The organism is Phyllobacterium sp. RCAM01083, assembly GCF_055685835.1.
Genome location: NZ_JBVFZN010000005.1, coordinates 2842540 through 2865392, shown reverse-complemented (window position 1 = coordinate 2865392; position 22853 = coordinate 2842540). Strand labels below are relative to the sequence as shown.

General features: G+C 60.8%; 25 protein-coding genes and 1 tRNA gene. 9 read left to right on the top strand and 17 right to left on the bottom strand.

Features of this window, described 5'->3' with window-relative positions:
* Positions 1-1356: a 3-phosphoshikimate 1-carboxyvinyltransferase gene (aroA, locus tag ACZ25R_RS20875; protein WP_472462084.1), complete on the bottom strand. Its 1356-nt coding sequence runs from the start codon at positions 1354-1356 to the stop codon at positions 1-3.
* A 252-nt stretch (positions 1357-1608) separates the two neighbouring features.
* Between aroA and ACZ25R_RS20870 the strand changes: the two genes are divergently transcribed.
* A complete protein-coding gene (locus tag ACZ25R_RS20870) occupies positions 1609-1998 on the top strand; it encodes a TIGR02300 family protein (protein ID WP_105734052.1) in 390 nt (129 codons plus the stop codon).
* 164 nt (positions 1999-2162) lie between these two features.
* Positions 2163-2238, top strand: a tRNA-Ala gene (locus ACZ25R_RS20865).
* Between the two features lie 47 nt (positions 2239-2285).
* Here ACZ25R_RS20865 and ACZ25R_RS20860 read toward each other — a convergent pair.
* A complete protein-coding gene (locus tag ACZ25R_RS20860; protein ID WP_472462083.1) occupies positions 2286-3059 on the bottom strand; it encodes an NIPSNAP family protein in 774 nt (257 codons plus the stop codon).
* A gap of 106 nt (positions 3060-3165) precedes the next feature.
* Between ACZ25R_RS20860 and ACZ25R_RS20855 the strand changes: the two genes are divergently transcribed.
* Complete coding sequence (locus ACZ25R_RS20855) at positions 3166-3771, top strand: TetR/AcrR family transcriptional regulator (protein ID WP_472462082.1); 606 nt, start codon at positions 3166-3168, stop codon at positions 3769-3771.
* Positions 3772-3793: 22 nt separating this feature from the next.
* On the opposite strand, the gene ACZ25R_RS20850 is transcribed toward ACZ25R_RS20855, so the two are convergent.
* On the bottom strand, positions 3794-4165 hold the full coding sequence (locus tag ACZ25R_RS20850) for a hypothetical protein (protein WP_472462081.1): 372 nt from the start codon (positions 4163-4165) through the stop codon (positions 3794-3796).
* A gap of 216 nt (positions 4166-4381) precedes the next feature.
* Between ACZ25R_RS20850 and ACZ25R_RS20845 the strand changes: the two genes are divergently transcribed.
* Positions 4382-5335, top strand: coding sequence for a DMT family transporter (locus ACZ25R_RS20845; RefSeq protein WP_472462080.1), 954 nt, complete (start codon positions 4382-4384; stop codon positions 5333-5335).
* Positions 5336-5351: 16 nt separating this feature from the next.
* On the opposite strand, the gene ACZ25R_RS20840 is transcribed toward ACZ25R_RS20845, so the two are convergent.
* The 6 genes from ACZ25R_RS20840 to ACZ25R_RS20815 all read right to left on the bottom strand — a co-directional run bounded on the left by ACZ25R_RS20840 (position 5352) and on the right by ACZ25R_RS20815 (position 10325).
* Complete coding sequence (locus tag ACZ25R_RS20840; protein WP_472462079.1) at positions 5352-5825, bottom strand: SRPBCC family protein; 474 nt, start codon at positions 5823-5825, stop codon at positions 5352-5354.
* Between the two features lie 13 nt (positions 5826-5838).
* A complete protein-coding gene (locus ACZ25R_RS20835; RefSeq protein WP_464662083.1) occupies positions 5839-6171 on the bottom strand; it encodes an ArsR/SmtB family transcription factor in 333 nt (110 codons plus the stop codon).
* A 4-nt stretch (positions 6172-6175) separates the two neighbouring features.
* Positions 6176-6382: a glutathione S-transferase gene (locus tag ACZ25R_RS20830; protein ID WP_472462078.1), complete on the bottom strand. Its 207-nt coding sequence runs from the start codon at positions 6380-6382 to the stop codon at positions 6176-6178.
* Positions 6383-6394: 12 nt separating this feature from the next.
* The gene (locus tag ACZ25R_RS20825; protein WP_223614037.1) at positions 6395-6856 is read right to left on the bottom strand and encodes an OsmC family protein; all 462 of its coding nucleotides are present in this window, start codon (positions 6854-6856) and stop codon (positions 6395-6397) included.
* 89 nt (positions 6857-6945) lie between these two features.
* The gene (locus ACZ25R_RS20820) at positions 6946-7632 is read right to left on the bottom strand and encodes a response regulator (RefSeq protein ID WP_288195144.1); all 687 of its coding nucleotides are present in this window, start codon (positions 7630-7632) and stop codon (positions 6946-6948) included.
* Positions 7629-10325: a DUF4118 domain-containing protein gene (locus ACZ25R_RS20815; RefSeq protein WP_472462077.1), complete on the bottom strand. Its 2697-nt coding sequence runs from the start codon at positions 10323-10325 to the stop codon at positions 7629-7631. The genes ACZ25R_RS20820 and ACZ25R_RS20815 overlap by 4 nt, the downstream gene beginning before the upstream one ends.
* A 236-nt stretch (positions 10326-10561) precedes the next feature.
* Between ACZ25R_RS20815 and ACZ25R_RS20810 the strand changes: the two genes are divergently transcribed.
* Positions 10562-10855 carry a Dabb family protein gene (locus ACZ25R_RS20810; protein ID WP_223614040.1) on the top strand — a complete coding sequence of 98 codons (294 nt, stop codon included), beginning with the start codon at positions 10562-10564 and terminating at the stop codon, positions 10853-10855.
* Here ACZ25R_RS20810 and cueR read toward each other — a convergent pair.
* Both cueR and ACZ25R_RS20800 read right to left on the bottom strand, forming a co-directional pair.
* Complete coding sequence (gene cueR, locus ACZ25R_RS20805; protein ID WP_223614041.1) at positions 10852-11247, bottom strand: Cu(I)-responsive transcriptional regulator; 396 nt, start codon at positions 11245-11247, stop codon at positions 10852-10854. The genes ACZ25R_RS20810 and cueR overlap by 4 nt on opposite strands.
* A gap of 7 nt (positions 11248-11254) precedes the next feature.
* Entirely contained in the window at positions 11255-13771 is a 2517-nt protein-coding gene (locus ACZ25R_RS20800; RefSeq protein ID WP_472462076.1) for a heavy metal translocating P-type ATPase, read from the bottom strand.
* A gap of 214 nt (positions 13772-13985) precedes the next feature.
* Here ACZ25R_RS20800 and hisC point away from each other — a divergent pair, with 214 nt between their 5' ends.
* Entirely contained in the window at positions 13986-15083 is a 1098-nt protein-coding gene (gene hisC / locus ACZ25R_RS20795; protein ID WP_472462075.1) for a histidinol-phosphate transaminase, read from the top strand.
* A 25-nt stretch (positions 15084-15108) separates the two neighbouring features.
* Here the strand turns inward: hisC and ACZ25R_RS20790 are convergent, their stop codons facing one another.
* Entirely contained in the window at positions 15109-16014 is a 906-nt protein-coding gene (locus ACZ25R_RS20790; protein WP_403179532.1) for a methylated-DNA--[protein]-cysteine S-methyltransferase, read from the bottom strand.
* Between the two features lie 131 nt (positions 16015-16145).
* Positions 16146-16640, bottom strand: coding sequence for a DUF2244 domain-containing protein (locus ACZ25R_RS20785; RefSeq protein ID WP_472462074.1), 495 nt, complete (start codon positions 16638-16640; stop codon positions 16146-16148).
* Positions 16641-16674: 34 nt separating this feature from the next.
* Here ACZ25R_RS20785 and nth point away from each other — a divergent pair, with 34 nt between their 5' ends.
* Positions 16675-17442, top strand: coding sequence for an endonuclease III (gene nth / locus ACZ25R_RS20780; RefSeq protein WP_472462073.1), 768 nt, complete (start codon positions 16675-16677; stop codon positions 17440-17442).
* Here the strand turns inward: nth and ACZ25R_RS20775 are convergent.
* On the bottom strand, positions 17439-18155 hold the full coding sequence (locus ACZ25R_RS20775; protein WP_472462072.1) for a sulfate transporter family protein: 717 nt from the start codon (positions 18153-18155) through the stop codon (positions 17439-17441). The genes nth and ACZ25R_RS20775 overlap by 4 nt on opposite strands.
* Before the next feature lie 166 nt (positions 18156-18321).
* Here ACZ25R_RS20775 and ACZ25R_RS20770 point away from each other — a divergent pair, with 166 nt between their 5' ends.
* Complete coding sequence (locus ACZ25R_RS20770) at positions 18322-19314, top strand: adenosine kinase (RefSeq protein ID WP_472462071.1); 993 nt, start codon at positions 18322-18324, stop codon at positions 19312-19314.
* Here the strand turns inward: ACZ25R_RS20770 and ACZ25R_RS20765 are convergent.
* From ACZ25R_RS20765 to hrcA, 3 genes are all read right to left on the bottom strand, one after another.
* Entirely contained in the window at positions 19306-19959 is a 654-nt protein-coding gene (locus tag ACZ25R_RS20765) for a trimeric intracellular cation channel family protein (protein ID WP_223614049.1), read from the bottom strand. The two genes, ACZ25R_RS20770 and ACZ25R_RS20765, sit on opposite strands and share 9 nt — an antisense overlap.
* Before the next feature lie 119 nt (positions 19960-20078).
* Positions 20079-20792 carry a nucleotide exchange factor GrpE gene (grpE, locus tag ACZ25R_RS20760; RefSeq protein ID WP_223614050.1) on the bottom strand — a complete coding sequence of 238 codons (714 nt, stop codon included), beginning with the start codon at positions 20790-20792 and terminating at the stop codon, positions 20079-20081.
* A gap of 127 nt (positions 20793-20919) precedes the next feature.
* Positions 20920-21990: a heat-inducible transcriptional repressor HrcA gene (gene hrcA, locus ACZ25R_RS20755; RefSeq protein ID WP_403179521.1), complete on the bottom strand. Its 1071-nt coding sequence runs from the start codon at positions 21988-21990 to the stop codon at positions 20920-20922.
* Positions 21991-22127: 137 nt separating this feature from the next.
* Here hrcA and rph point away from each other — a divergent pair, with 137 nt between their 5' ends.
* Entirely contained in the window at positions 22128-22844 is a 717-nt protein-coding gene (gene rph / locus ACZ25R_RS20750; RefSeq protein ID WP_223614052.1) for a ribonuclease PH, read from the top strand.
* The last annotated feature ends 9 nt before the right edge of the window (positions 22845-22853 follow it).

The following is a 22853-nucleotide window of genomic DNA, read 5'->3' as shown; positions in this document are numbered from 1 at the left end:
TCAGGCTGGTGTTTCCTGCACGGAAATCTCGGCACCCATGCCGCTCATCATGTCCATGAATTCCGGAAAGCTCGTGGCAATCATGGTGGAGTCGTCGACGGTAACGGGTTTTTCCGCGACGAGGCCCATGACGAGGAAGCTCATGGCAATGCGATGATCGAGATGGGTCTCGACCGTGCCGCCGCCGAGGTTCTTGCCATCCGGGCGGCCGCGCACGCTCAGGGTTTCCGGGCCTTCCGTGCAATCGACGCCGTTGGCCTTGAGGCCGTTGGCAACGGCTGACAGGCGGTCCGATTCCTTGACCCGCAATTCCTCGAGGCCGTTCATCACGGTCTCGCCGGTGGCGAAGGCCGCCGCGACGGCGAGCACGGGATATTCATCGATCATCGAGGGCGCCCGGTCAGCCGGGACGATCACGCCTTTCAGCTCGGAGGCGCGCACGCGCAGGTCCGCGACATCCTCGCCGCCGGCAAGGCGGGCATTGAGGATCTCGATGCTGGCGCCCATGTCCTGCAAGGTCAGAATGAGGCCCGTACGGGTCGGGTTCATCAGCACATTGCGGATGGTGATATCGGAACCGGGCACGAGCAGTGCCGCCACCAGCGGAAACGCCGTCGACGACGGGTCGCCGGGCACGTCGATGATCTGGCCGGTGAGCTTGCCCTGGCCCTCGATGCGGATGTGCCGGACATTGTCCTTGTCGGTTTCGACGGAAAGATTGGCGCCAAACCCCTGCAGCATCTTTTCCGTATGGTCGCGCGTCATGACCGGTTCGATGACCGTCGTTATGCCCGGTGTGTTGAGGCCCGCCAGCAGCACGGCTGATTTGACCTGTGCCGACGCCATCGGAACCCGGTAGGTGATGGGGGCGGCAACCTTGGGGCCGCGCAGTGTCAGCGGCATGCGGTCACCGTCTGATGCGGTTACCTGAACGCCCATTTCCCGCAGGGGATTGAGCACGCGGCCCATGGGGCGCTTGGACAGGGAGGCGTCGCCAATGAAGGTGGTTTCCATCGCGTAGACGCCGACAAGCCCCATGGTCAGGCGGGCACCCGTACCGGCATTGCCGAAATCGAGCGGCGCTTCCGGCTGCAGCAGGCAGCCATTGCCGGTGCCCTGAATGATCCACACATCGCCTTCCCTCGCGATTTTCGCACCCATGGCCTGCATGGCCCGGCCGGTGTTGATCACGTCCTCGCCTTCCAGCAGTCCGGTGATGCGGGTCTCGCCCGAGGCAAGGCCGCCAAACATGAAGGAGCGATGCGATATCGATTTGTCTCCGGGAATCCGAATATCTCCGGACAGGGCCTTGGAACGGCGGGCGGTGGCGGGCTTGGGCAATGCGGAATGGGACATGAGTACGATCAATCACAAGGAAAATTGGTGTTTCATCTCGAGCCTGTAGGCGTCGGCGTTCCTAACACAGCTTGTTCGTCCGGTCATCTCGCAAATGCATAGTTCGGCCGAACGGCAATCTCGCGTCGTTTTGGCTTTGACAAATGCGCTGAATTGCGTTTATGGGACCAGAAATCCATTTGATGAGCGCTGGCATAAACGGTTGGACGATGGCATACCGGATGCAGGCGCAGCCAGAAGACGAGGCATAACGTGGTAAATCCAAAACTTGGTACCAAGCGAGTCGACCCTGAAACAGGTCAGAAATTCTACGATCTGAACCGCGATCCGATCGTCTCCCCTTATACAGGCAAGAGCTATCCGCTCAGCTATTTTGATTCGACTGTTCCTTCCGCGCGTGAGGAAGAGGAAGAAGTCGAGACCGAAGAACTCGATGTCGTTCTGGAAAAGCCGGAATTCGTTTCGCTTGAAGAAGCCGATGGCGATGTCGATGGCGACGTGCCGGATCTGGGCGATGACGTCGATGTGGACGTCGACGATGCCGATGATGACGACACGTTCCTTGCCGAAGACGAGGAAGATGAAGATGACGACGTTACCGATATCCTCGGCGGCGGCATCGGCGAAGACGACGAAAACTGATTTTGAACAAGGTCTTTCGCTCTTCCGAAAAATAACGGAAATATCCGGCGAATAGACCTTGATCTTCTCTGCGGCGGGCGATATGTACCCGCCTCGGAACGGTTCCCAACCGTTCGACTGTCCAGCCGGATTTATCCGGCTTAGCCGAAACCGGCTAATGGAATGGGGCCATAGCTCAGCTGGGAGAGCGCTTGCATGGCATGCAAGAGGTCAGCGGTTCGATCCCGCTTGGCTCCACCAAATCTTCAGTGATTTCAGAATTTTGTCCGCGGCACATGGTTGCCGCTTCAGCGCAGCCGCGAGTGCGCAGTCGGCACCAGGCGTGTCACAAGTGGCTTGCCGGTGAGATAGGCTGCGAGCCGTGTCTGCTCCGACAGCCATGCCGCGTCGTTCTCCAGCGCTGCCCTATAGGTTTTGTGTGCGGACTCATCTTCAAACCGGGAAAAGACCGCCAGCACATTTTCATTTTGCCGCACGGGGAGCCGGGTGAACGTGTTCTCGCCGTGCTCGGATGTGAAGACGGCAACCGGATTGTCGCCCCGTCCTTGCAGGAGCGGCGCGACGGACATGCTGTAATAGCTGTGGAAGCCCTGGTCCGCAGGCTGCTTGAGTTGATAGGTGACCACTTGAAACACCGCCGGTGACGCGGCTTCCGTCGGGGACGCCGGCCGGGCGGCGGGAAGCGAAAACCCGCTGGATGATTCGGCGGGGTGAAGCAATAGCACATTGTCGGAATCGATCATGGTGCCGTTTGCCCTGTCGCGATGCGCGCGCCAGACCGGGCCGTCATAGAACGCGGTCAACGCCCCCTGCCGGGTTGCCATATCTTCAAAACCACGCAGCCAGACAAAGGCGTCGGGATCATCCGGATCGCGGAACTGGCCGATGACGGTCGTGCCGCAGGCCTCCTGGCTTTCCAGAAAATGGGTGTCGAACAGCTCGATGAGGTCGTCACGGCGGCCGGGATGAAGCGTATAGCGCCTGAGTTCGACGATGGAACTGAAATGCCTCCCCGCCGCCGCGGTCCGCTGAACAGCCTTTGATTGCATCAATTCGGGCATCTCGTTCAATCCTCCCCATAAAACAGACCGGTCATCCTGTTTTTAATAAAACCGGTTGTCCTGTTTTTGTCAACTTGTTAGTCTGCGGCGGCGTGAAGGGGCTGACATGGCACAGGATTCGATCGGAAAGCCGAAGAGGGTCAATGATCCGCAGGGAATGCGTTCACGCATCCTCGATGTGGCGGCGGACCTTTTCCAAAGGCGCGGCTATCATTCGACCAGCGTTCAGGATGTCGTTCAGGCGGCCGGGGCGACGGGCGGCGCCCTGCATCATCATTTCCCCACCAAGAAGGCCCTGGGGCTTGCCGTCATAGAAGAACGGGTGGCGCGCGAGGTCAACGCAACCGCGATCGAGCCGGTGCTGCGGGCAGACCGGCCGAAGACTGGCGTCCTGGCGTTTTTTTCCGCGGTGGCCGGCGAACTGGAGCGCAATCAGGCGGTGACGGGATGCCCGCTCAACAATCTCGCCATGGAGCTTTCGCTGGCTGATCCTGATTTTCGCCATGCGTCCAACGCCATCTTTGAGCGTTGGGTCGGGGTGCTTGCACAGAGATTCCAGGATGACGATCAGGCACTCGCACCCCGGCAGGCCGGGGCGCTGGCCACACTGGTGATCGCCGCCTATTCCGGCGCCATGGCGATGGCCAAGGCCAGTCAGAGCGCGCTGCCGCTGCGCGATTGCGCGGTGCAGCTGGAAAAGCTTTTGCCCTAGAGTTCAGACGCTGAGCCGCTTGTCAGGCCTGCCGTGAGAAAACCACCGCCGTGAACAAGAGCACGCCGGCGAACACGATCATCGAGCCGATGCCGACCAGCGGTTCCATCGCGGCATTGCCAAGCGACAGGAAATACAGCGGCGGTATCATCACAACGACACCCACGGTGTAGACGATGAACTGAAGCATTGGCAGGCGTCCGGCGGCCTTTGCCGGGTTGAGCGCGTAGTAGGTGCCGAATATCGCGCTGCTGACCCAACCGAGAAGATTGAGATGGGCGTGGGCGGGAAAGGCGCTGTGATCGCCCGATATCCCCATTTGCAGCCCCATGATGATACCCAGTAGAAACAAGATCGTCGCGGATTTGAAGAACAGCTGCGAAACCTGTGGCATGAGCGCATTCTTTCTCTGAACAGACATGACAGTCTGTGCAAATCTATAGTCTCGAATTCGGATTTGTGCCAGAGCACCGCCGCTAGCAAAAAATAGGTAGGTTGTCCTCGCCGGAGACTATTTCACTGGCCCGCGCGGCGATTGCCGTTTTCGACTGGATTAGCGCGAGAAAATCGATCAAACCAGTCGGAAAAGATCAGAATCGAGGAAGCTCCCATGTCTGCCCGCCCGGTTGCCCTTTCCGGAACGCCCGAATCATCCCTGGCGCGCACCGGCGTCCTGTTGATGCTGCTGGGCATGCTGATGTTCGCCCTGAACGACGTGATGGGCAAATGGCTGGTGTCGACCTATTCCGTCGGTCAGGTCGTCTTTGTCCGCAGTGTCGCCGCCCTGATCATTCTCGCGCCATTCCTCTGGTATTCGGGACCGAAGAAAGTCCTGCAGGTGGACCGCCGGGTCCTGCAGCTTGCCCGCGTTGCCGCGTCGACGGCGGAGATTTTCGCCTTCTACTTTGCCGTCGTCTATCTGCCGCTGGCCGATGTCATGACCTATTGGCTGGCGGCCCCGATCTATGTCGCCGCGATCTCGCCGCTCGTGCTGAAGGAACCCGTCGGCTGGCGTCGCTGGAGCGCCATCATCGTCGGTTTCATCGGCGTCGTCATTGCCCTGGAGCCGTCGTCGCAGGCCCTCACGCCACAGGCCATCATTTCCATTCTGGGCAGCATGACTTTTGCCCTGATGCTGCTGCTCGGCCGTTCGTTGCGCGGCACGCCCGATACGACGCTGGTGTTCTGGCAGATCGTCGGTGCCGGCCTTGCGGGCGCCGCCTCGCTCTATTTCGACTGGAAACCGGTCAGCCCAAGGGATCTGGTTCTGCTCGCCGTGCTCGGTGTTGTCGCCATGCTGGCGCACATGCTCGTCAACCGTGCGCTCAAGATGGCCGATGCGGCAACCGTTGCGCCGCTGCAATACACGCTTCTGTTCTGGGCCATCGTGTTCGGCTGGCTGGTGTTTGGCGACGTGCCGCGCCTGCCCATGCTGATCGGTTCAGGCTTTATCGTGGCGTCGGGCCTGTTCATCTTCTTCCGCGAACAGCAGCTGAAGCGGCAGGGGCGGATGAAGGCGGAACCGGCCGAAGCCATCGTTACCGGTTCCGGCGATCCGGTCTGAGGCAGAAAACGCCCCGTCAGGCGTTGACAGGCGCGCCTTTCAGCGATGCGCCGAGAGCGTCGAGCAGCTCTTCCGTGCCACGCTGGCGTTGTCCCGGCTCGTCATATCCGTCGAGAAAGGCGCCCTGCTCGGTGAAGACGAGCTTTGTGCCGGTGCCTTCCGGCTTGAGTTCCATCGTCGCGAGTGAAACGGAAATCCGCTTGTCATCGAGATACATGTCATAGCTGTAGATGATGCGCTGGTCCGGGACGATGTCCTGATAGAGGGCCTCGAACCTATGCACCGGCCCGCCTTTCGGTCCGCCGCTGTTGGTCTCGCGGCCGCCGATCCGGAAATCCATCTCGAACCGGGCGACGCCCCAGTCATCGGGGCCGGCAAACCATTTGCTCTTGGCGGTCTTGTCGCTGAGCGCAAAGAAGACGCGCGCCGGGGCGGCGGCATAGCTGCGCTCGATGGTGAATGTATCGTGTTTGACAGATCTCTTCGTCATGCTTTCGCTCCGGTTATTGATTGCCGTCTTCGGCGAGAAACTCGCCCAGCCGGTCGAGCCGGCGCTCCCATGATTTGCGCCGTTCATCCATCCATTGCTCGGCCGTTCGCATGGCGGTCCATTCGATGTGGCATGTGCGCACCCGGCCGACCTTTTCCGTGCGGATCAGGCCGCTGTTCTCGAGAACCTGCAGATGCTGCACTACGGCGGGCAGGGACATGGTCAGAGGCTTCGCCAATTCACTGACCGAGGCCGGGCCGCGGCTCAGCCGTTCCACCATGATGCGCCGGGACGGGTCCGCCAGCGCCTGAAACATAAGATCGAGTGAGGCTTGTTGGTTAAGCATATACTTAAGTAATGCCGATGGCCGGATTTGTCAACGTGCGCGCCAGCGCTTCCTCGAAGTGATTGACGGCTTTCTCAAACTTGTCACGGCAGCCCGAGTTGCAGAAGCCGACAATGGCGCCCTTGTAAAGCGTGAGGCTGTCTTCGCTGATCGGATCGCCCGACCAGGGGCAGGTGGTGTTGGCCGCGTCGCTGATTTTCAGGTCTGACATGATGTTTTCCCCTTAACCCAGATCGACGCTGATATCGGTGCGGACGGAATTGGCGATAAAGCATTGTTCATGCGCCTCGTGGTGCAGGTGTTCTTCCGTTGCCCGGTCCGGTGCCGCGCCGGCATAGCGGACTTGCGGCTTCAGCACGACCTTGCTGACAAACAGCTTGCCCTGTTCGTTCTTGCCGAGTTCTCCGCTTGCCGCGTCGCGGTATTCATCGACGACGAAGCCGCCCTTGGCCGCGCCCGCCAGGAAGAACAGCATGTGGCAGCTGGAAAGCGAGGCGACGAAGGCCTCTTCAGGGTCGACATTCTCCGCAGCGGAATAGGGCAGCCGGACAATATGCGGCGATGAGGATGCCGGCACCTCAGCGCCGCCGTCGAACTGCCAGACATGGGCGCGGCTGTATTTGTTGTCGGTAAATGCGGCATCTGGAGCACGGTTCCATAGAACCGTCGCGCTGAAGGAGGTCATGGGCGTTTCCCGAATCTGTTGTTGAATTGACCGAAGCTTGACAAAGCTTGGCGCCATTGTCGACAGGAACTTCAGGCTGCGGCCGAATCCTATTCCGCGATGAACCGGTAACCGACCCCCGGCTCGGTGCGGATGAAGTGCGGATGGTTGGGATCTTCCTCGATTTTGGCGCGCAGCTGTCCGACAAAAACCCTGAGATAATGCAGGTCTTCCACGTGGGCCGCTCCCCAGATCGATGCCAGGAGATGGCGATGGGTGACGACAAGTCCGGGATGCAGGACAAGGTGGACCAGCAGCTGGTATTCCTTGCGGGTCAGGTGCACGGCTTCGCCCTTGAGCGTCACCACCCGCTTGACCATGTCGACCACAAGACCGTTGCTTTCAAAGCGCGAGGGAACGCTGGTTCCCGCCACTTTCTGACGCAGCGCCGTGCGCACGCGCGCCAGCAGTTCGCCGATGCCAAAAGGCTTTTCCACGTAGTCATTGGCGCCGAGATCAAGCGCGGCGATCTTTTCGACTTCCCGGTCGCGCGCCGACAGGACGATGATGGGCACTTCGGAAAAGGCGCGCACGGTCTTGATGACCTCCTTGCCGTCCTTGTCGGGAAGGCCAAGGTCGAGAATGACAAGGTCGGGCGCGCTGGTGGCGATCAGCCGTTCCGCATCCGCACCCGTGGCGGCGGAGATGACGTCATAGCCCGATGCCGTCAGTGCCGGATGCAGGAAACGCTGAATCTGCGGCTCGTCGTCGACAACCAGAATGCGGTTCTCGTTCATGGTGTCGCATCTCCGCTCTCGCTTGCATCGAAAATAGGAAGCCGGATAATAAACCGCGTGCCGCGCTTGCGGATGGCTGGACTTTCCGCCTTGATCGTGCCGCCCATGGCTTCAACGAAGCCACGGCAGATCGACAGGCCGAGGCCGGTCCCCGCCGCCCGGCCATCGCCTTTGACGCGCCGGTAGAACTTTTCGAAGATGCGGTCGATGTCCTTTGCCGGAATGCCCTTGCCCTGATCGGTGACGCTGATTGCCACCTCCGTCGCATCCTGCTTTGCGTAGATGGTGATCGGGCTGTCGCCGCCATATTTCGCTGCATTGTCGAGCAGATTGAACAGCACCTGTCCGAGCAGGGACGAATCCCCGCTGACGGTGGCAAGGTCCGGAGCGATGCTGATCTCGATGGCGGCGCCCGGTTTGAGCCGCTTCATGCGCTCGACCGATGAAATGATGATATCCGCTGCGTCGACAGGGCTGTGCTTGACCTTCAGTGTGCCGGCTTCGATCCGGGTCATGTCGAAAAGATTGGAGACAAAACGGGTCAGGCGCCCCGATTCCTCCTCGATGGAAAGCAGCAGATCGTCGTGGCTTTCCGGCTTGATGCGGCTGCCAAGCTCGCGCAGCGTGGTGACGGCGCCCGTGATCGAGGCCAGCGGTGTCTTCAGGTCGTGGGACAGGGAGGAGAACAGCGCGGCATGCAGTTTTTCGCTTTCCTGCAATGCTGCCGTCTTGGCATTTTCCCGCACCAGCTGGGCACGGTCGATGGCGATCGCCGTCTGATCGAGAATGGCGACCAGCATGCGGTCTTCGCTTTCGGTCAGCGAGGCGGGGTGCTCGGTCATGGAAAGGCCGAGCACGCCGGCAACGCCATGCGATGTCATGATCGGCAGGAACTGCCAGCTGATCTGCGGCAGCGTGCCTGTGTCATGCCCGGACCGTTCATTCTTCTCGAATGCCCAGCGCACGGCGGTCATGTCCGTATTGTCGAGCGTCATGTCAGGCGGCCATGCGGTCTGCAGCGACAGGTCGCCGTCTTCCGGCAGCAGGATCACCACCCCCGTTCCGAGCGTTGAATGCAGGTGCATGGCAGCAGCCACAAGCACATCATCCAGCCGGGCGGTGCCCGATAGCTTGCGCGAGAATTCGTAGAGGGCCTGTGTATTCTTTGCCTGATTGCGCGATCGCGCCACCTGGTCGCGCAAACGCCCGGCGAGATCACCGATCATCAAGGCCACGCCGAGAAAGATGATCAGCGAAAACAGCTGATGCGGCTTGGCGATGCTTAAGTTGTGGACCGGCTCGATGAAAAAGTAGTTGTAGAGAACAAACGACAGGCCGGCGGCAATGATGGCGGCAAAACGCCCGCTCGACATCGCCGACAGGATGACGGCAACGAGATAGAGCATGGAAAGGTTTTGCGGGTGGACGATCTCGCTGGCGCCAAGCCCCAGAAGCGTCGTCACGGCTGTTGCCGCTATCGGAATGGCGATGGATGTGGCGAGTTCGCGTGCCGAGCGCTTTTGCGGCGCCGGGGGCACATAGGGCTTGTCCTGCTCGTCGCCGGTAACAATGTGCACGCCGACATCGGTGAAGCGTTTGACGATCTCGTCGGGAAGCGACCGCCGGAACGGATTGGAGAAACGCTTGCCTTTCGGGCGGCCGAGCACGACCTGCGTCACATTCTCGCGCCGCGCAATGCGGAAAATCTCGTCGACAAAGTCCCGGGCGATCACGCGCCGCGTTTCCGCGCCGAGCCTTTCCGCCAGATCAAGGATTTCATCAAGCCGCTGGTTTGCCGCCGTGTCCATGCCCGCATCGCTGGTCTTGGTCAGTGAAACCACCAGCCAGCGGGCGTTGAGGCCGGAGGCGAGGCGGCTTGCGGTGCGGACAACCTTTTCGGACAGGCTGTCCGGTCCGACGCAGACCAGAAGCCGCTCGCCGGTGGCCCACGGGCCTTCGATCGCGTTTTGCCGCAACAGATCGATCATCTGGTCGTCGACGCGATCGGCGGTACGGCGCAGGGCAAGCTCGCGCAAGGCGGTGAGGTTGGCCGGTTTGAAGAAACCCCGCGCTGCCCGTTCGGCATTGCCGGGCAGGTAGACCTTGCCCTCCTTCAGCCGTGCAATCAGTTCCGCCGGCGGCAGATCGACCAGCAGCACCTCGTCGGCGCGCTTGAGGACCACATCCGGCACGGTCTCGCGAACGGTCACTCCCGTGATCTTTGTCACCAGATCGGACAGGCTTTCCAGATGCTGGACATTCATCGCAGTCCAGACATCGATACCCTGCCAGATCAGCTCTTCAATGTCCTGATGACGTTTGGGATGCCGGCTGCCGGGCGCGTTGGTGTGGGCGAGTTCGTCAAGGACCAGCACTTTCGGCTTGCGCGCCAGGGCCGCGTCAAGGTCGAATTCTTCCAGCGTGCGGCCCCTGTAGCCGATCTGCTTGCGCGGCAGCACGTCCAGTCCGTCAAGAAGTTCGGCGGTTTCCGCGCGCCCATGCGTCTCGGCAAGGCCGATGACGATGTCGGTGCCGTCTTCCTTCAGACGCTGCGCCCGCACCAGCATGGCATAGGTTTTACCCACGCCGGGGGCAGCGCCGAGGAAAACGGTCAGCTTGCCGCGCGATTCGCGCGTGGCCAGCTCCAGCAGCTTGTCAGGATCGGGTCGTGTCTGTTGACCGTGGTCGGCCATATACGCCTCAGTTTGCTTTTTCAGGTCGCCTGCGCCGGTTGAGCGCCAGAACCTTTACCCCACCCTTGGTGGAAATGCCAAGGGCAGGATGCCGCGTGTTCGCAGCGACCAGGGCAGACTGTGTGCCGGACCGGCAAAATGCCGGTCATGGAGGCCGCCTGCGACAGCACACCTATTGACGTCGAAGGCGGGTGCTTTAAAAGTCCGCGCCAGTTCGATCAAGCAGGAACAAGACCGTGATCCGCCATATTGTATTCTTCAGCGCCCGCAATCCGGATGATGTCGACACGATCCATACGCGTCTCAAGCGGCTTGGAGAAATTCCGCACTCCCTCGTGTTCGAGGTCATGAAGAACACCAAGACCGATCCGATCTCGGGTGAAATCGATATTGTCGTTTATGGCGAGTTCGCAAGCGCCGAGGCGCTGGCCGCCTACAAGGCGCACCCGATCTACAGTGAAACCACAGCGGTGGTTCGCCCCTTGCGCGAATTGCGCATTTCGGCCGATGTGGTTTCCACGCTGGCTTAAGCGTCAGCCGTACCGGAAATACTTTCCAGAATCGGACAGTCCGGCCGCTGGTCGCCATGGCAATGGGCGACCAGGTGCTGCAAGGTGTGCTGCAGTTCGCGCAGTTCGGTGATCTTGCGCTCGATTTCCTTCAGTTTCGTCCGAGCGATGCTTTTGACATCGGAGCTCGCGCGCTCCTTGTCTTCGTAGAGCGCCAGAAGCTGGCGGCATTCCTCCACGGAAAATCCAAGCCCGCGCGAGCGTTGCAGGAAACGCAGCTTGTGCACATCCGACATCGAATAATCCCGGTAGCCGTTGTCGGACCGGTCGGGCTTCAGCAGCCCGATATCCTCGTAATAGCGGATGGTCTTGGCCGGGAGGCCCGATTTTTCCGATGCATGGCCGATATTCATGTGAACCTCACAGTTTCAGTGTCCGCAGCCGCAATGCATTGGCAATGACCGATACGGAGGAAAGGCTCATTGCCGCTGCCGCCAGCATGGGCGAAAGCATGGCGCCGAAGACGGGGTAGAGCACGCCCGCCGCAACCGGCACACCCAGCACATTATAGACAAAAGCGAAGAACAGGTTCTGCTTGATGTTGCGGATGGTTGCATCGGCGAGATGACGGGCACGGACAATGCCGTTGAGATCGCCCTTCACCAGGGTAATGCCCGCGCTTTCCATCGCAACGTCGGCACCCGTGCCCATGGCAATGCCGACATCGGCCGCGGCAAGTGCCGGGGCATCGTTGACGCCGTCACCGGCCATGGCGATCTTTGCGCCCTTGGCCCGGAGCTCATCGACCAGCCGCTTCTTGCTCTCGGGCATCATGTCGGCGCGCACTTCATCGATGCCGAGCCGGGCGGCGACCGCCTGGGCGGTGATCTGGTTGTCGCCGGTCGCCATGATGATGGTGAGACCAGCCTTGTGCAGCAGGCGGATCGCCTCGGCCGTCGTGGCCTTGATCGGGTCGGCGACCGCGATGATGCCGGCGGCCTTGCCGTCGATCGCCATGAACAAAACGCTCTTGCCGCCGGTCCGCAGCGCATCGGCCTTCCCGCTCAGGGCGGATATGTCGGCACCGACGTCCTGCATCATGGCCTTGTTGCCGAGCGCAACGGACTGCCCGCCGATGCTGCCGGAAACGCCCTTGCCGGTGACCGCTTCGAACGTTTCGGCCTTGAGCAGGGTAAGAGTGCGGGCTTTCGCACCTTCGACGATGGCTTCGGCAAGCGGATGCTCCGAGCCTTTTTCGAGGCTGGCTGCAAGAATCAGCAACTGGTCCTCGGCAATTGGTCCGTCTGCAATGACGTCGGTGAGTTTCGGCCTGCCTTCGGTGAGGGTGCCGGTCTTGTCCACGATCAGTGTATCGACACCGGCAAAACGTTCCAGCGCTTCCGCATCCTTGATCAGCACACCGGCCTGCGCGCCGCGCCCTGTGGCCGTCATGATCGACATGGGCGTTGCGAGACCGAGCGCGCAGGGACAGGCGATAATCAGCACCGAGACGGCCGCGACAAGGCCGTAGATCATGCCGGGTTCCGGTCCGAACCAGGCCCAGGCGATGAATGAGACGATGGCAACGAGAACCACCGCAGGCACGAAATAGCTGGCGACGCGGTCCGCCAGACCCTGAATGGGCGCGCGCGAGCGTTGGGCGGTGGCGACCATGCCGACAATCTGCGACAGGACCGTATCGGCGCCCACTTTCTCCGCCTTGATCAGCAGCGTGCCGTTGCGGTTGAGCGTGCCGCCGATCACCGCATCATTCTCAGTCTTTTCAACCGGCAACGGTTCGCCCGTCAGCATGGATTCGTCGATGGACGAGCGGCCTTCCAGCACAATGCCATCCACAGGCACACTGTCACCCGGACGGACCCGCAGCCGGTCACCGGCCACGACCTCGTCCAGCGGGATATCGTTTTCCGTCCCGTCTGCTGCCACGCGGCGCGCGGTTTTGGGCGCAAGGTCAAGCAGGGCGCGAATGGCGGACCCGGTGCGCTCGCGCGCTTTCAGCTCCAGGATCTGTCCGAGGAAGACAAGCGTAATGATAACGGCCGCCGCCTCGAAATAAACCGGCACACTGCCGCCATGCATGCGGAAGGCATGCGGGAAAATGTCGGGGACGAGTGTTGCCACGACACTGAACGCATAGGCCGCACCGACGCCGATGGCGATGAGCGTCCACATGTTCGGGCTGCGGTTGACGAGGGATGCCCAGGCGCGTTCGAAGAAGGGGATGGCCGCCCAGAGGACAACCGGGGTGGCGAGGACCAGTTCCAGCCAGATCGCGCGGCTTTCCCCGATCCAGTCGCGGAAAGGCAGGCCAAGCATGGGGCCCATGGTGATGAAGAGCAGCGGTATGGAACAGAGCGCGCTGATCCAGAACCGGCGGGTGAAATCGACGAGTTCAGGGTTCGGGCCTTCATCCCCGGTGGGAATGCCCATGGGTTCGAGCGCCATACCGCACAGCGGGCATGACCCCGGGCCGTCCTTGACGATTTCCGGATGCATCGGGCAGGTATATTGGGTTCCCGCTGGCATCGGCTTCGGTGCCGGCCTGTCGCCGAGATAGTCCTGCGGCGCCTTTTCGAATTTCGCCATGCAGCTGGCCGAGCAGAAATAATATTTCTCGTTGTCGTGCCGCAGGAAGTGTTTTGCCGTCGCCCGGTCGGCGGTCATGCCGCAGACCGGATCGATCGCCGTCAGGTAGGGCTCCGGGTCGGCCGTGAATTTCTTGTGGCAGCCCGCCGAGCAGAAGTGAAACACCCGGCCCGCATGCTCCGCCGTCGGCTTGCCGGCCGTAGGGTCAACCAGCATGCCGCAGACCGGATCGCGCACGACCTCCGCCTGCGCCGCGTGCGTACTGCAACAGCTGTGGCTATGGGTGCTATGAGCGTGAGCGTGATCGTGGTCGTGATGGTCATGTTTCATGATGGAACTTTCGACATGGACGGGAAGATAGTGATGCAAAGGTAATTCTTCCAGTAACTGGAAGGTCAAGGCCTGCCCGAAAGTTTCTTCAATGCCGCGCAATGGCTGGGGATTTCGATTGTTGCAAGAGTCTGTTTTTGCCATGGTACGGGAATCGACGCGCACTGTTCGCTTGAATCGCGATCACCCGGCCAACGCAGTACTGGACATTTAGATGAGCCGTTTTTGGAGTTCTCTCGTGCACACATTGACCCCGTATGTCGCGGGAGAGCAACCGGTGCTGCCCGATCTGATCAAGTTGAACACCAATGAAAACCCATATGGCCCGTCACCGCGTGCACTGGCGGCCATAGCAGCCGAGACGACGGAAGCGCTGCGGCTCTATCCCGATCCAACGGCGCACAGGCTGAGAGAAGCCATCGCCAAAAGCCATGGGCTTGACGCCAATCACGTTTTTGTCGGCAACGGATCTGACGAAGTGCTGGCGCACGTGTTCCAGGCACTGCTGAAACACGACAAGCCCTTGCTGTTTCCGGATATCACCTACAGTTTCTTCCCGACCTATTGCCGTCTCTACGCAATAGACTTTCGGGCTGTTCCACTCGATGACACGATGGCGGTCCGCATTGCCGACTACCGGCAGGCATGCGGCGCAATCATCCTGCCCAATCCGAATGCCCCCACCGGCGCGGCCTTGCCCCTGGCGGAAATCGAGGCATTGCTTGCCGATCATCCCGACCAGGTTGTGGTGGTCGATGAAGCCTATGTGGACTTTGGTGCACAGAGTGCGATCCCCCTGGTCGCACGCTTCCCCAATCTGCTCGTGACCCAGACCTTTTCAAAATCGCGCGGGCTGGCCGGCCTGCGCGTCGGCTTTGCCGTCGGGCAGCCTGCGCTGATTGAAGCGCTGCAACGGGTGAAGGACAGTTTCAACTCCTATCCTCTCGACCGTCTCGCCATCGCGGGAGCGGTTGCCGCCTGGGAGGACCGGGCGTGGTTCGAGGAAAAACGCGACCGGATCATGGCCACCCGGGAAAGATTGTCGGTCGCCTTGCGCGCGATGCAGTTTGAGGTTCTTCCGTCGGCGGCCAATTTTCTGTTTGCACGCCATGCCGTGCTGCCCGGCGCGCAGATCGCTGCCGAGCTTAGAAGCAGGGCCATTCTGGTCAGGCATTTCCCGAAACCGCGCATACACGACTATCTGCGCATCAGCATCGGTACGGACGAAGAGTGCGAGACGCTTCTGTCCGGCTTGGCCGACGTGATCGCATCGTTGAAAGGACAAAAGCCCGGCATTGCTGCCGGGCCTTGATGGGTGTCTCGGGAGGAGCCGGCGATCAGCCGGAACGGGCCATGTCGAGTTGCGTGCCGTCGCCCATCTGCCCGGCTTCCCAGCCGAGAATGGCGCGCTTGCGGGTCAGGCCCCAGTGATAGCCGGTGAGGGCGCCGGATTTGCCGACGGCGCGATGGCAGGGAACCACGAAGGAAATCGGGTTGGCGCCCACCGCAGCACCGACGGCGCGGGAGGCTTTGGGCGAGCCGATTTCCTGGGCGATGTCCGAATAGGCGCAGGCCTTGCCCATCGGCACCTTCAACAGGGCTTCCCAGACACGCAGCTGGAAGTCCGTGCCGATCATCACCACTTTCAGCGGCCGGTCCGAACGCCATTCAGCCGGGTTGAACACCCGCGCCGCATAGGGCGACGTGGCGCCAAGGTCTTCGACATAGGTGGCATTGGGCCAGCGCGATGTCATGTCTTCCATGGTTTCGCGTTCATGCCCCTGATCGGCAAAGGCAAGACCCGCCAGTCCGCGATCCGTCACCATCACCAGGGCCCGCCCGAAGGGCGAGATATGGAAGCCGTAACGGATGACGAGGCCCGCACCGCGGGTCTTGTAATCGCCCGGCGACATGCCTTCATGGGTGACGAACAGGTCGTGCAGGCGGCTTGGCCCCGACAGGCCGGTTTCCAGGGCCGTCTCCAGCAGTGGCATGCCTTCGTCGAGCAGCCGGCGGGCATGGTCGATGGTCACGGCCTGCAGAAAGCCCTTGGGCGACAGGCCCGCCCAGCGGGTGAAAAGCTTCTGCAGGGCCGTGGGTGAAAGCCCTGCCTCCTTGGCCAGGACCTCGAGCGATGGCTGGTCGCGATAATCCTCACTGATCCGCTCGATGATATGGCTGACGATGGCATAGTCATTGCCCGAAGGCGTGATATCGTTCTGAAGGATGGCATGCGGTTTCATGGTCGTTACCTCATTCCGGCATGATCCGATGCGTTGCGTCGCAAAGACAGATCAGGCTTTCAATTCATGTCGAGTGTCATATGACCATGCAGGGGCCTGATCTGCCACCCGATTCTTGCGTGATATGAAAACTACCGGCCCTTGGCCGCGGCCAGGGCCCGGGTGAATGCCATGGCAAAGCTTTCCCGGTCATCGGGATTGAGAAACGAGCCGATCGTCACCGCCTTGCCCTGTCCCTCCACCCGCATGGAGGTGATGCCGATTTCCGCGTGTCGCGCGACATTGAACCGTGTCCAGAACGGGTTGAATTCGTGCAGGTTGGTCCGGCCCGACGGCGCCACCTGCCTGATCTGCAGCGCGGTCCTTGAAACGCTGACCTCTTCATGCGCTTTTGCTGCGGTGTAGTTCATCCGGAAGGCAAGATAAATCAGGAGGACATCAAGGCCGAAAAAGCCGAAAACCGGCCATGCTCCCAGCGACAGGAAGAAAAGACCGGTCAGAAAACTGCATCCGCCGATCGCGGCCATGACAATGAGAAAGCCTTTGCGGCCAAGCGACCGGTGCGGCACCAGAAGGGCGCGGAAAATTTCCTCTTCATTGCGCGCGACAGCGTCAATTGGGTTCATTGTTTGGCTCATGACGCTTGAGTATAGAAGGGTCATGGAAAATCCCAAGAGCAAACTTGATCAGATTGACGTGAGTGCGGTCGCCGAAAAGCCGGCGAAGCGGCCGCGCCTTGTCGCTGGTACACGCTATACCGCCGATGAGATCCACGAGATTTTTCGCCGGTTCTCGATCCAGCGGCCGGAACCCAAGGGTGAGCTCGAGCATGTCAATGCTTTTACCCTCTTGGTCGCGGTTGCGCTTTCGGCCCAGGCGACGGATGTCGGCGTCAACAAGGCAACCCGCGCCCTGTTCAAGGTTGCCGATACACCGGAAAAGATGCGCGATCTCGGCGAGGCAACTGTCGGCGAATACATCCGCACCATCGGGCTCTGGCGCAACAAGGCGAAGAACGTCATTGCCCTGTCGGAAGCCCTGATCCGCGACTATGGCAGCGAGGTGCCGGATGATCGCGATGAGCTGGTCAAGCTTCCCGGTGTTGGCCGCAAGACCGCCAATGTGGTGCTCAGCATGGCTTTCGGGCAGGCGACGATGGCCGTCGACACGCATATATTCCGCATCGGCAACCGGCTTGGCCTCGCGCCGGGCAAGACACCGGATCAGGTGGAAGCCAAATTGATGAAGATCATTCCGGCGGAATATCTCTATCACGCCCATCACTGGCTGATCCTGCATGGCCGCTATGTCTGCAAGGCCCGCAAGCCCGAATGCACGGCCTGCGTCATTGCCGATATCTGCAAGGCAGCGGAAAAGACATCGGAGTTGCCTGCGCCTTTGGTACCGCTGCCCCCACAGGTTTTCTAGCGCAGCCCTGCGGGTGGTTCCGATTGAGCCACTGCCTTGTGCAGGTGCACCATCATGGCCGCGGCAAACAGCGGGGTCAAAAGGTTGAGGATCGGAATGGCCATGAAGGCCGCAATGACGAGACCGGCCAGAAAAACCGTCGTTGCATGTTTCGACCGCAGCGCCTTAGCCTCCATTTCCGGGCGGAACCGCATGGCGGCGAATTCGAAGAATTCCCGGCCGAGCAGATAACCGTTGACCACGAAGAACGCGATGATGTTGACGCCGGGAATGAGAAGCATCAGCAGTGCAATGATATTGCCGAGGATAATGACGCCGAGGAATTTCAGCGAAAGCACGAAGGAGCGCAGGACCGGCGGCGGGCGGCCTTTCGGATCGAGCGGGTAATCCGACTTTTCCACAACTTCAGCCACATCGTCGAGAAACAATCCGGCGACGATGGCCGAAACCGGCGCGATCAGCAGTGCCAGCCCCAGCGCCAGGGCGATACTGGCGAATACACCGGCGATAAAGCCGAGCCAGCCGGCCCAGGATGGCAGATCCGGCATCCATTGATCGAAAAAGGGCAATGCCAGCAAGGCAAAGAGTTCCCGCAGCCCGAACCAGGCACCGATCAGCAGAAGCACGGTCATTCCGAGAGACTTCCACAGGACAGAACGGAATTCCGGCCGGAACAGGTGACTTGCTGCGGCCTGGGCGCTGTCAAAAATCATGGTGCCGTTCTTCCTTTCCGGTCTTTCCAATGTTTGGGACATAAGGAGCGCGTCCGGCAGAGACAAGGCGCGCCCGCGCATTAGGGGTAGTCAAGGCCCGCTGTTCCGGCTAGGACTTGGCGAACCAGAGGCCAAGAACTGCAATTGAATCAATCCTGGAGTTTTCATGTCGAGTTATGACGTGCTTTGCATCGGCAATGCCATTGTCGATATCATCGCCCGCACGGATGACGATTTTATCGTCAAGAACGGTATCATCAAGAATGCGATGAACCTGATCGATGCCGACCGTGCGGAATTTCTGTATGAGCGCATGGGACCGGCCATCGAAGCTTCTGGCGGAAGTGCTGGCAATACCGCGGCCGGCGTTGCCAGCCTTGGCGGCCGCGCCGCCTATTTCGGCAAGGTTGCTGACGATCCGCTCGGTCACATCTTTACCCACGATATCCGCGCGCAGGGCGTTGCCTTCGATACGCGGGTGTTGAAAGCGCCGCCGCCCACGGCCCGCTCGATGATTTTCGTTACGCCCGATGGCGAGCGCTCGATGAACACCTATCTCGGCGCCTGCGTCGAGCTTGGACCGGAAGACGTGGAAAGCTCCAAGGTATCGGAAGCGAAGGTCACCTATTTCGAAGGTTATCTCTGGGACCCGCCCCGCGCCAAGGAAGCCATCCGCCTGTCGGCGAAAATTGCGCATGAGCACAAGCGCGAAGTGTCGATGACCCTGTCGGATCCGTTCTGCGTGGATCGCTATCGCGAGGAATTCCTTGAGCTGATGCGTTCCGGCACGGTTGATATTGTTTTCGCCAACGAGGCGGAACTGAAGTCGCTGTACCAGACCGACGATTTCGAAAAGGGGCTCGATGCCATCCGCAAGGATTGCAAGCTCGCCGCCATCACCCGCTCGGAAAAGGGCTCGGTGGTTGTCTCGAAAGACGAAACCGTTGCCGTTCCGGCGATCGAGATCGCCGAGCTTGTCGATACGACGGGTGCGGGTGATCTCTATGCGTCGGGCTTCCTGTTCGGCTACACCAATGGCCGCTCGTTGACCGATTGTGCGCGGCTCGGCTCGTTGACCGCCGGCCTCGTGATCCAGCAGATCGGACCGCGTCCGGCGCAAAATCTGAAAGTGGCTGCCCAGCAGGCCCGTTTACTCTGATCGAACGATGCCGTCACGCTTGAGCTCTTCAGGCGTGCGGCCCACCTTGTGGTAGTTCGGCAGGGTCCAGCCGAAGTAAAGCGCGCCGCCGCGAACCGCAAAGGCGGTCAGCGCGGCGAACAGGGCCGAAACCTCCGGCCCCGCCGAAAGCCCCAGCAGCAGCGTGTAGGCGACCGAACCGGCAAGCGCCGCGGTGACGTAGATTTCGCGCCGCATCAGCACCGACGGTTCCGCGGAAACGATATCGCGCAGCACGCCGCCGAATGTGGCCGTCAAAATGCCTGTCACAACGGCAATGGTCGGGCTGAAGCCGAGCGCCAGCGCCTTTGCCGCGCCCATGACGCTGTAGGCCGAAAGCCCCAGCGCATCGAGCCACAGCAGAAGCCGGTAGCGTGATTCCAGGAGATTGGCGGAGAAATAGACGATGATGGCCGCCGCGGCACAGACGAGGATATAGCCGGGCTCCCGGACCCAGAAGACGGGGACACCGAGGATGAGGTCGCGCAGGGTGCCGCCGCCGATGCCCGTTACCGCAGCCAGAAACACGAAAGCGATGATATCAAGCTGGCGGCGCGAGGCGGCGAGGCCGCCTGTCGCGGCGAAAACGAAAACGCCCGCATAATTGAATATCTGGATCGATGTCATCGGCTGTTCCCCTCCATGTAAAAGGTAGAACATGACCAATACGGAGCGTAAACAGCTAAATTGAAAAGGCCAGACCCCGTCGCCGGAATCTGGCCTTTGTCGTTGAGATGACGCTATGGTTATGCGTCTTTTTCCGCCTGCGGGTTGATCGGACCCGGCTCTGCCTGGCCTTCGCCCGCAGCCTGCTTCGGGCCGCCCTTGGAAACGCCGACGAGTGCCGGGCGCAGCATACGGTCGCCGATGACGAAACCGGCCTGCGCCACCTGCAGCACCGTGTTGTGCGGCACGTCGGCGTTGGGAATTTCGTACATGGCCTGATGGAAATTCGGGTCGAAACGCTGGCCCTGTGGCTCGATCTTCTTGACGCCGTGGCGTTCCAGCGCCGACATCATCGAGCGCTCGGTCATTTCCACACCTTCGGCCAGTGCCTTGAAACCTGCATCGCCATTGGCGAGGGCATCGGCCGGAATGGCTTCGAGCGCGCGCTTCAGATTGTCGGAAACCGAAAGCATGTCGCGGGCGAAATTGGCGACCGAATAGGAACGCGCATCGTGAACATCACGGGCAGTGCGCTTGCGCAGGTTTTCCATATCGGCGGCCAGACGCAGCAGCTGATCGCGCAGATCGCCGTTTTCGCCGCGCAATGCATCCAGTTCGACGCTGTTGGCTGCTTCCGCCTGTTCTTCCTCTTCCTGCGCCATGGCATATTCCTCTGCCTTGCGCGATTTCAGAAAATCATCGGCGGCACGCTTCAGCGCATCACGGTCGCGCGGATTCTTCAGATCGCGCTGATCGAGATCGGGTGCGTCATGATGTTTCTTTTCTTCAGTCATCTATCCTGTCCGTTCATAAATCGAATGTGCGCTGGATATCGAGGTTTAGGCCATGAAAATCAAGTGCAAATGCCCGAAGCGGAGGAAGTTCGCGTGGCGGCACAGCGCCAGTGCAGTATCCTTCGCTCTATCGCAACAGTCGTGAGACCAGCTGCGCCGTATAGTCCACCATCGGAACAATGCGCGCATAGTTCAGCCGGGTGGGGCCGATAACGCCGAGGGCGCCGATGACCCGCTGTTCCGAGTCGCGATAGGGCGCGATGACCAGAGATGAGCCGGAAAGTGAAAACAGCTTGTTCTCGGAGCCGATGAAAATGCGCACGCCCGATCCCGCTTCGGCCAGATCGAGCAGTTGAATCGTGCCTTCCTTGGTCTCGAGATCATCGAACAGATGGCGCAGCCGGTCGAGATCCGCTTCGGCGTTGATGGAATCCAGAAGGTTCCCGCGCCCGCGCACGATGAGCCGCGGCGGTTGGCCGCCACCCGTGCCGCCCCAGACCGCAAGTCCCTGCTCGACCAGGTGTTGCGACAGGACATCGAGCGCCTGCTGGGTTTCGTCCTTCAAGCGGGCAATTTCCACGCGCGCTTCGGTGATGGTGCGGCCCTGAATATGCGCATTGAGGAAATTCGATGCTTCGATCAATTGCGACGGCGTCACGCCGGGCGGCAGGTCGATCACCCGGTTTTCAATGTCGCCGCTCTGGGTCACCAGCACCGCCAGCGCCTTGGTGGGTTCCAGCCGCACAAACTCGATGTGTTTGAGTGCGCCTTCCGCTTTGGTTGCAAGCACAAGTCCGGCGCCGCGCGACATGCCCGACAGGATCTGGCTGGCCTGCGTCAGCATGTTCTCGCTCGACTGGGCGTCGCCGCCCGCCCGCACCTGCGCCTCGATGGAATTGCGCTCGTCGGAGGAAAGGTCGCCCACCTCCATGAAGGCATCGACAAAGAACCGCAGGCCCAATTGCGTCGGCAGCCGTCCCGCCGACACGTGCGGCGCATAGACAAGGCCGAGATGCTCGAGATCGCTCATGACATTGCGGATGGTCGCCGGGGAAAGCGTCACGGGCAGGATGCGCGACAGGTTGCGCGATCCCACCGGTTCGCCGTCACCGAGATAGCTCTCGACGATGCGCCGGAAAATATCCCGTGACCGCTGGTCGAGGGATTGCAATGGTTCGGGAGTAACTGCCTTGTTCATTCTGTGCGACGCCCTTGTTCTCTGCCAGGGAATATAGGCGTTGTCGGTCCAATCATCAAAGCTTTTGCTTCATGGTTCCATTTAAGCGTCCGTTGCTCTAAAAGGCCGGACAACCATATTTTTCAAGAGGTCATTCCATGCGTCCTTCCAAACGAGCCCCAGACGAAATGCGCGCCATTTCCTTCGAGCGCGGCGTTTCCAAACATGCTGAAGGCTCGTGCCTGGTCAAGTTTGGCGATACACACGTGCTGTGCACCGCCAGCCTTGAGGAAAAGGTGCCGGGCTGGATGCGCAATACCGGCAAAGGCTGGGTAACGGCGGAATACGGCATGCTGCCGCGTTCGACCGGCGATCGCATGCGCCGCGAGGCTTCATCCGGCAAGCAGGGCGGCCGCACCCTGGAAATTCAGCGGCTCATTGCCCGTTCGCTGCGTGCCGTCGTGGACCTGCAGGCGCTGGGCGAAGTGCAGATCACCGTGGACTGCGATGTCATTCAGGCCGATGGCGGCACCCGGACGGCAGCCATCACCGGCGGCTGGGTTGCCTTGCACGAATGCCTGCGCTGGATGGAAACACGCCAGATGCTCAAGGTCGAAAAGGTATTGAAGGACCATGTTGCGGCGATTTCCTGCGGCATCTCCGACGGCACGCCCGTGATTGATCTCGATTATGCCGAGGATTCAACGGCACAGACCGATGCCAACTTCGTCATGACCGGCAAAGGTGGTATCGTGGAAGTACAGGGAACGGCGGAAGGCGAGCCATTCTCGCAGGACGAGCTACTGGCCTTGATGGGGCTTGCCCGCAACGGCATCACCCGGCTGGTTTCGCTGCAGAAAATGGCGGTCTCGTAAACGGAAAAC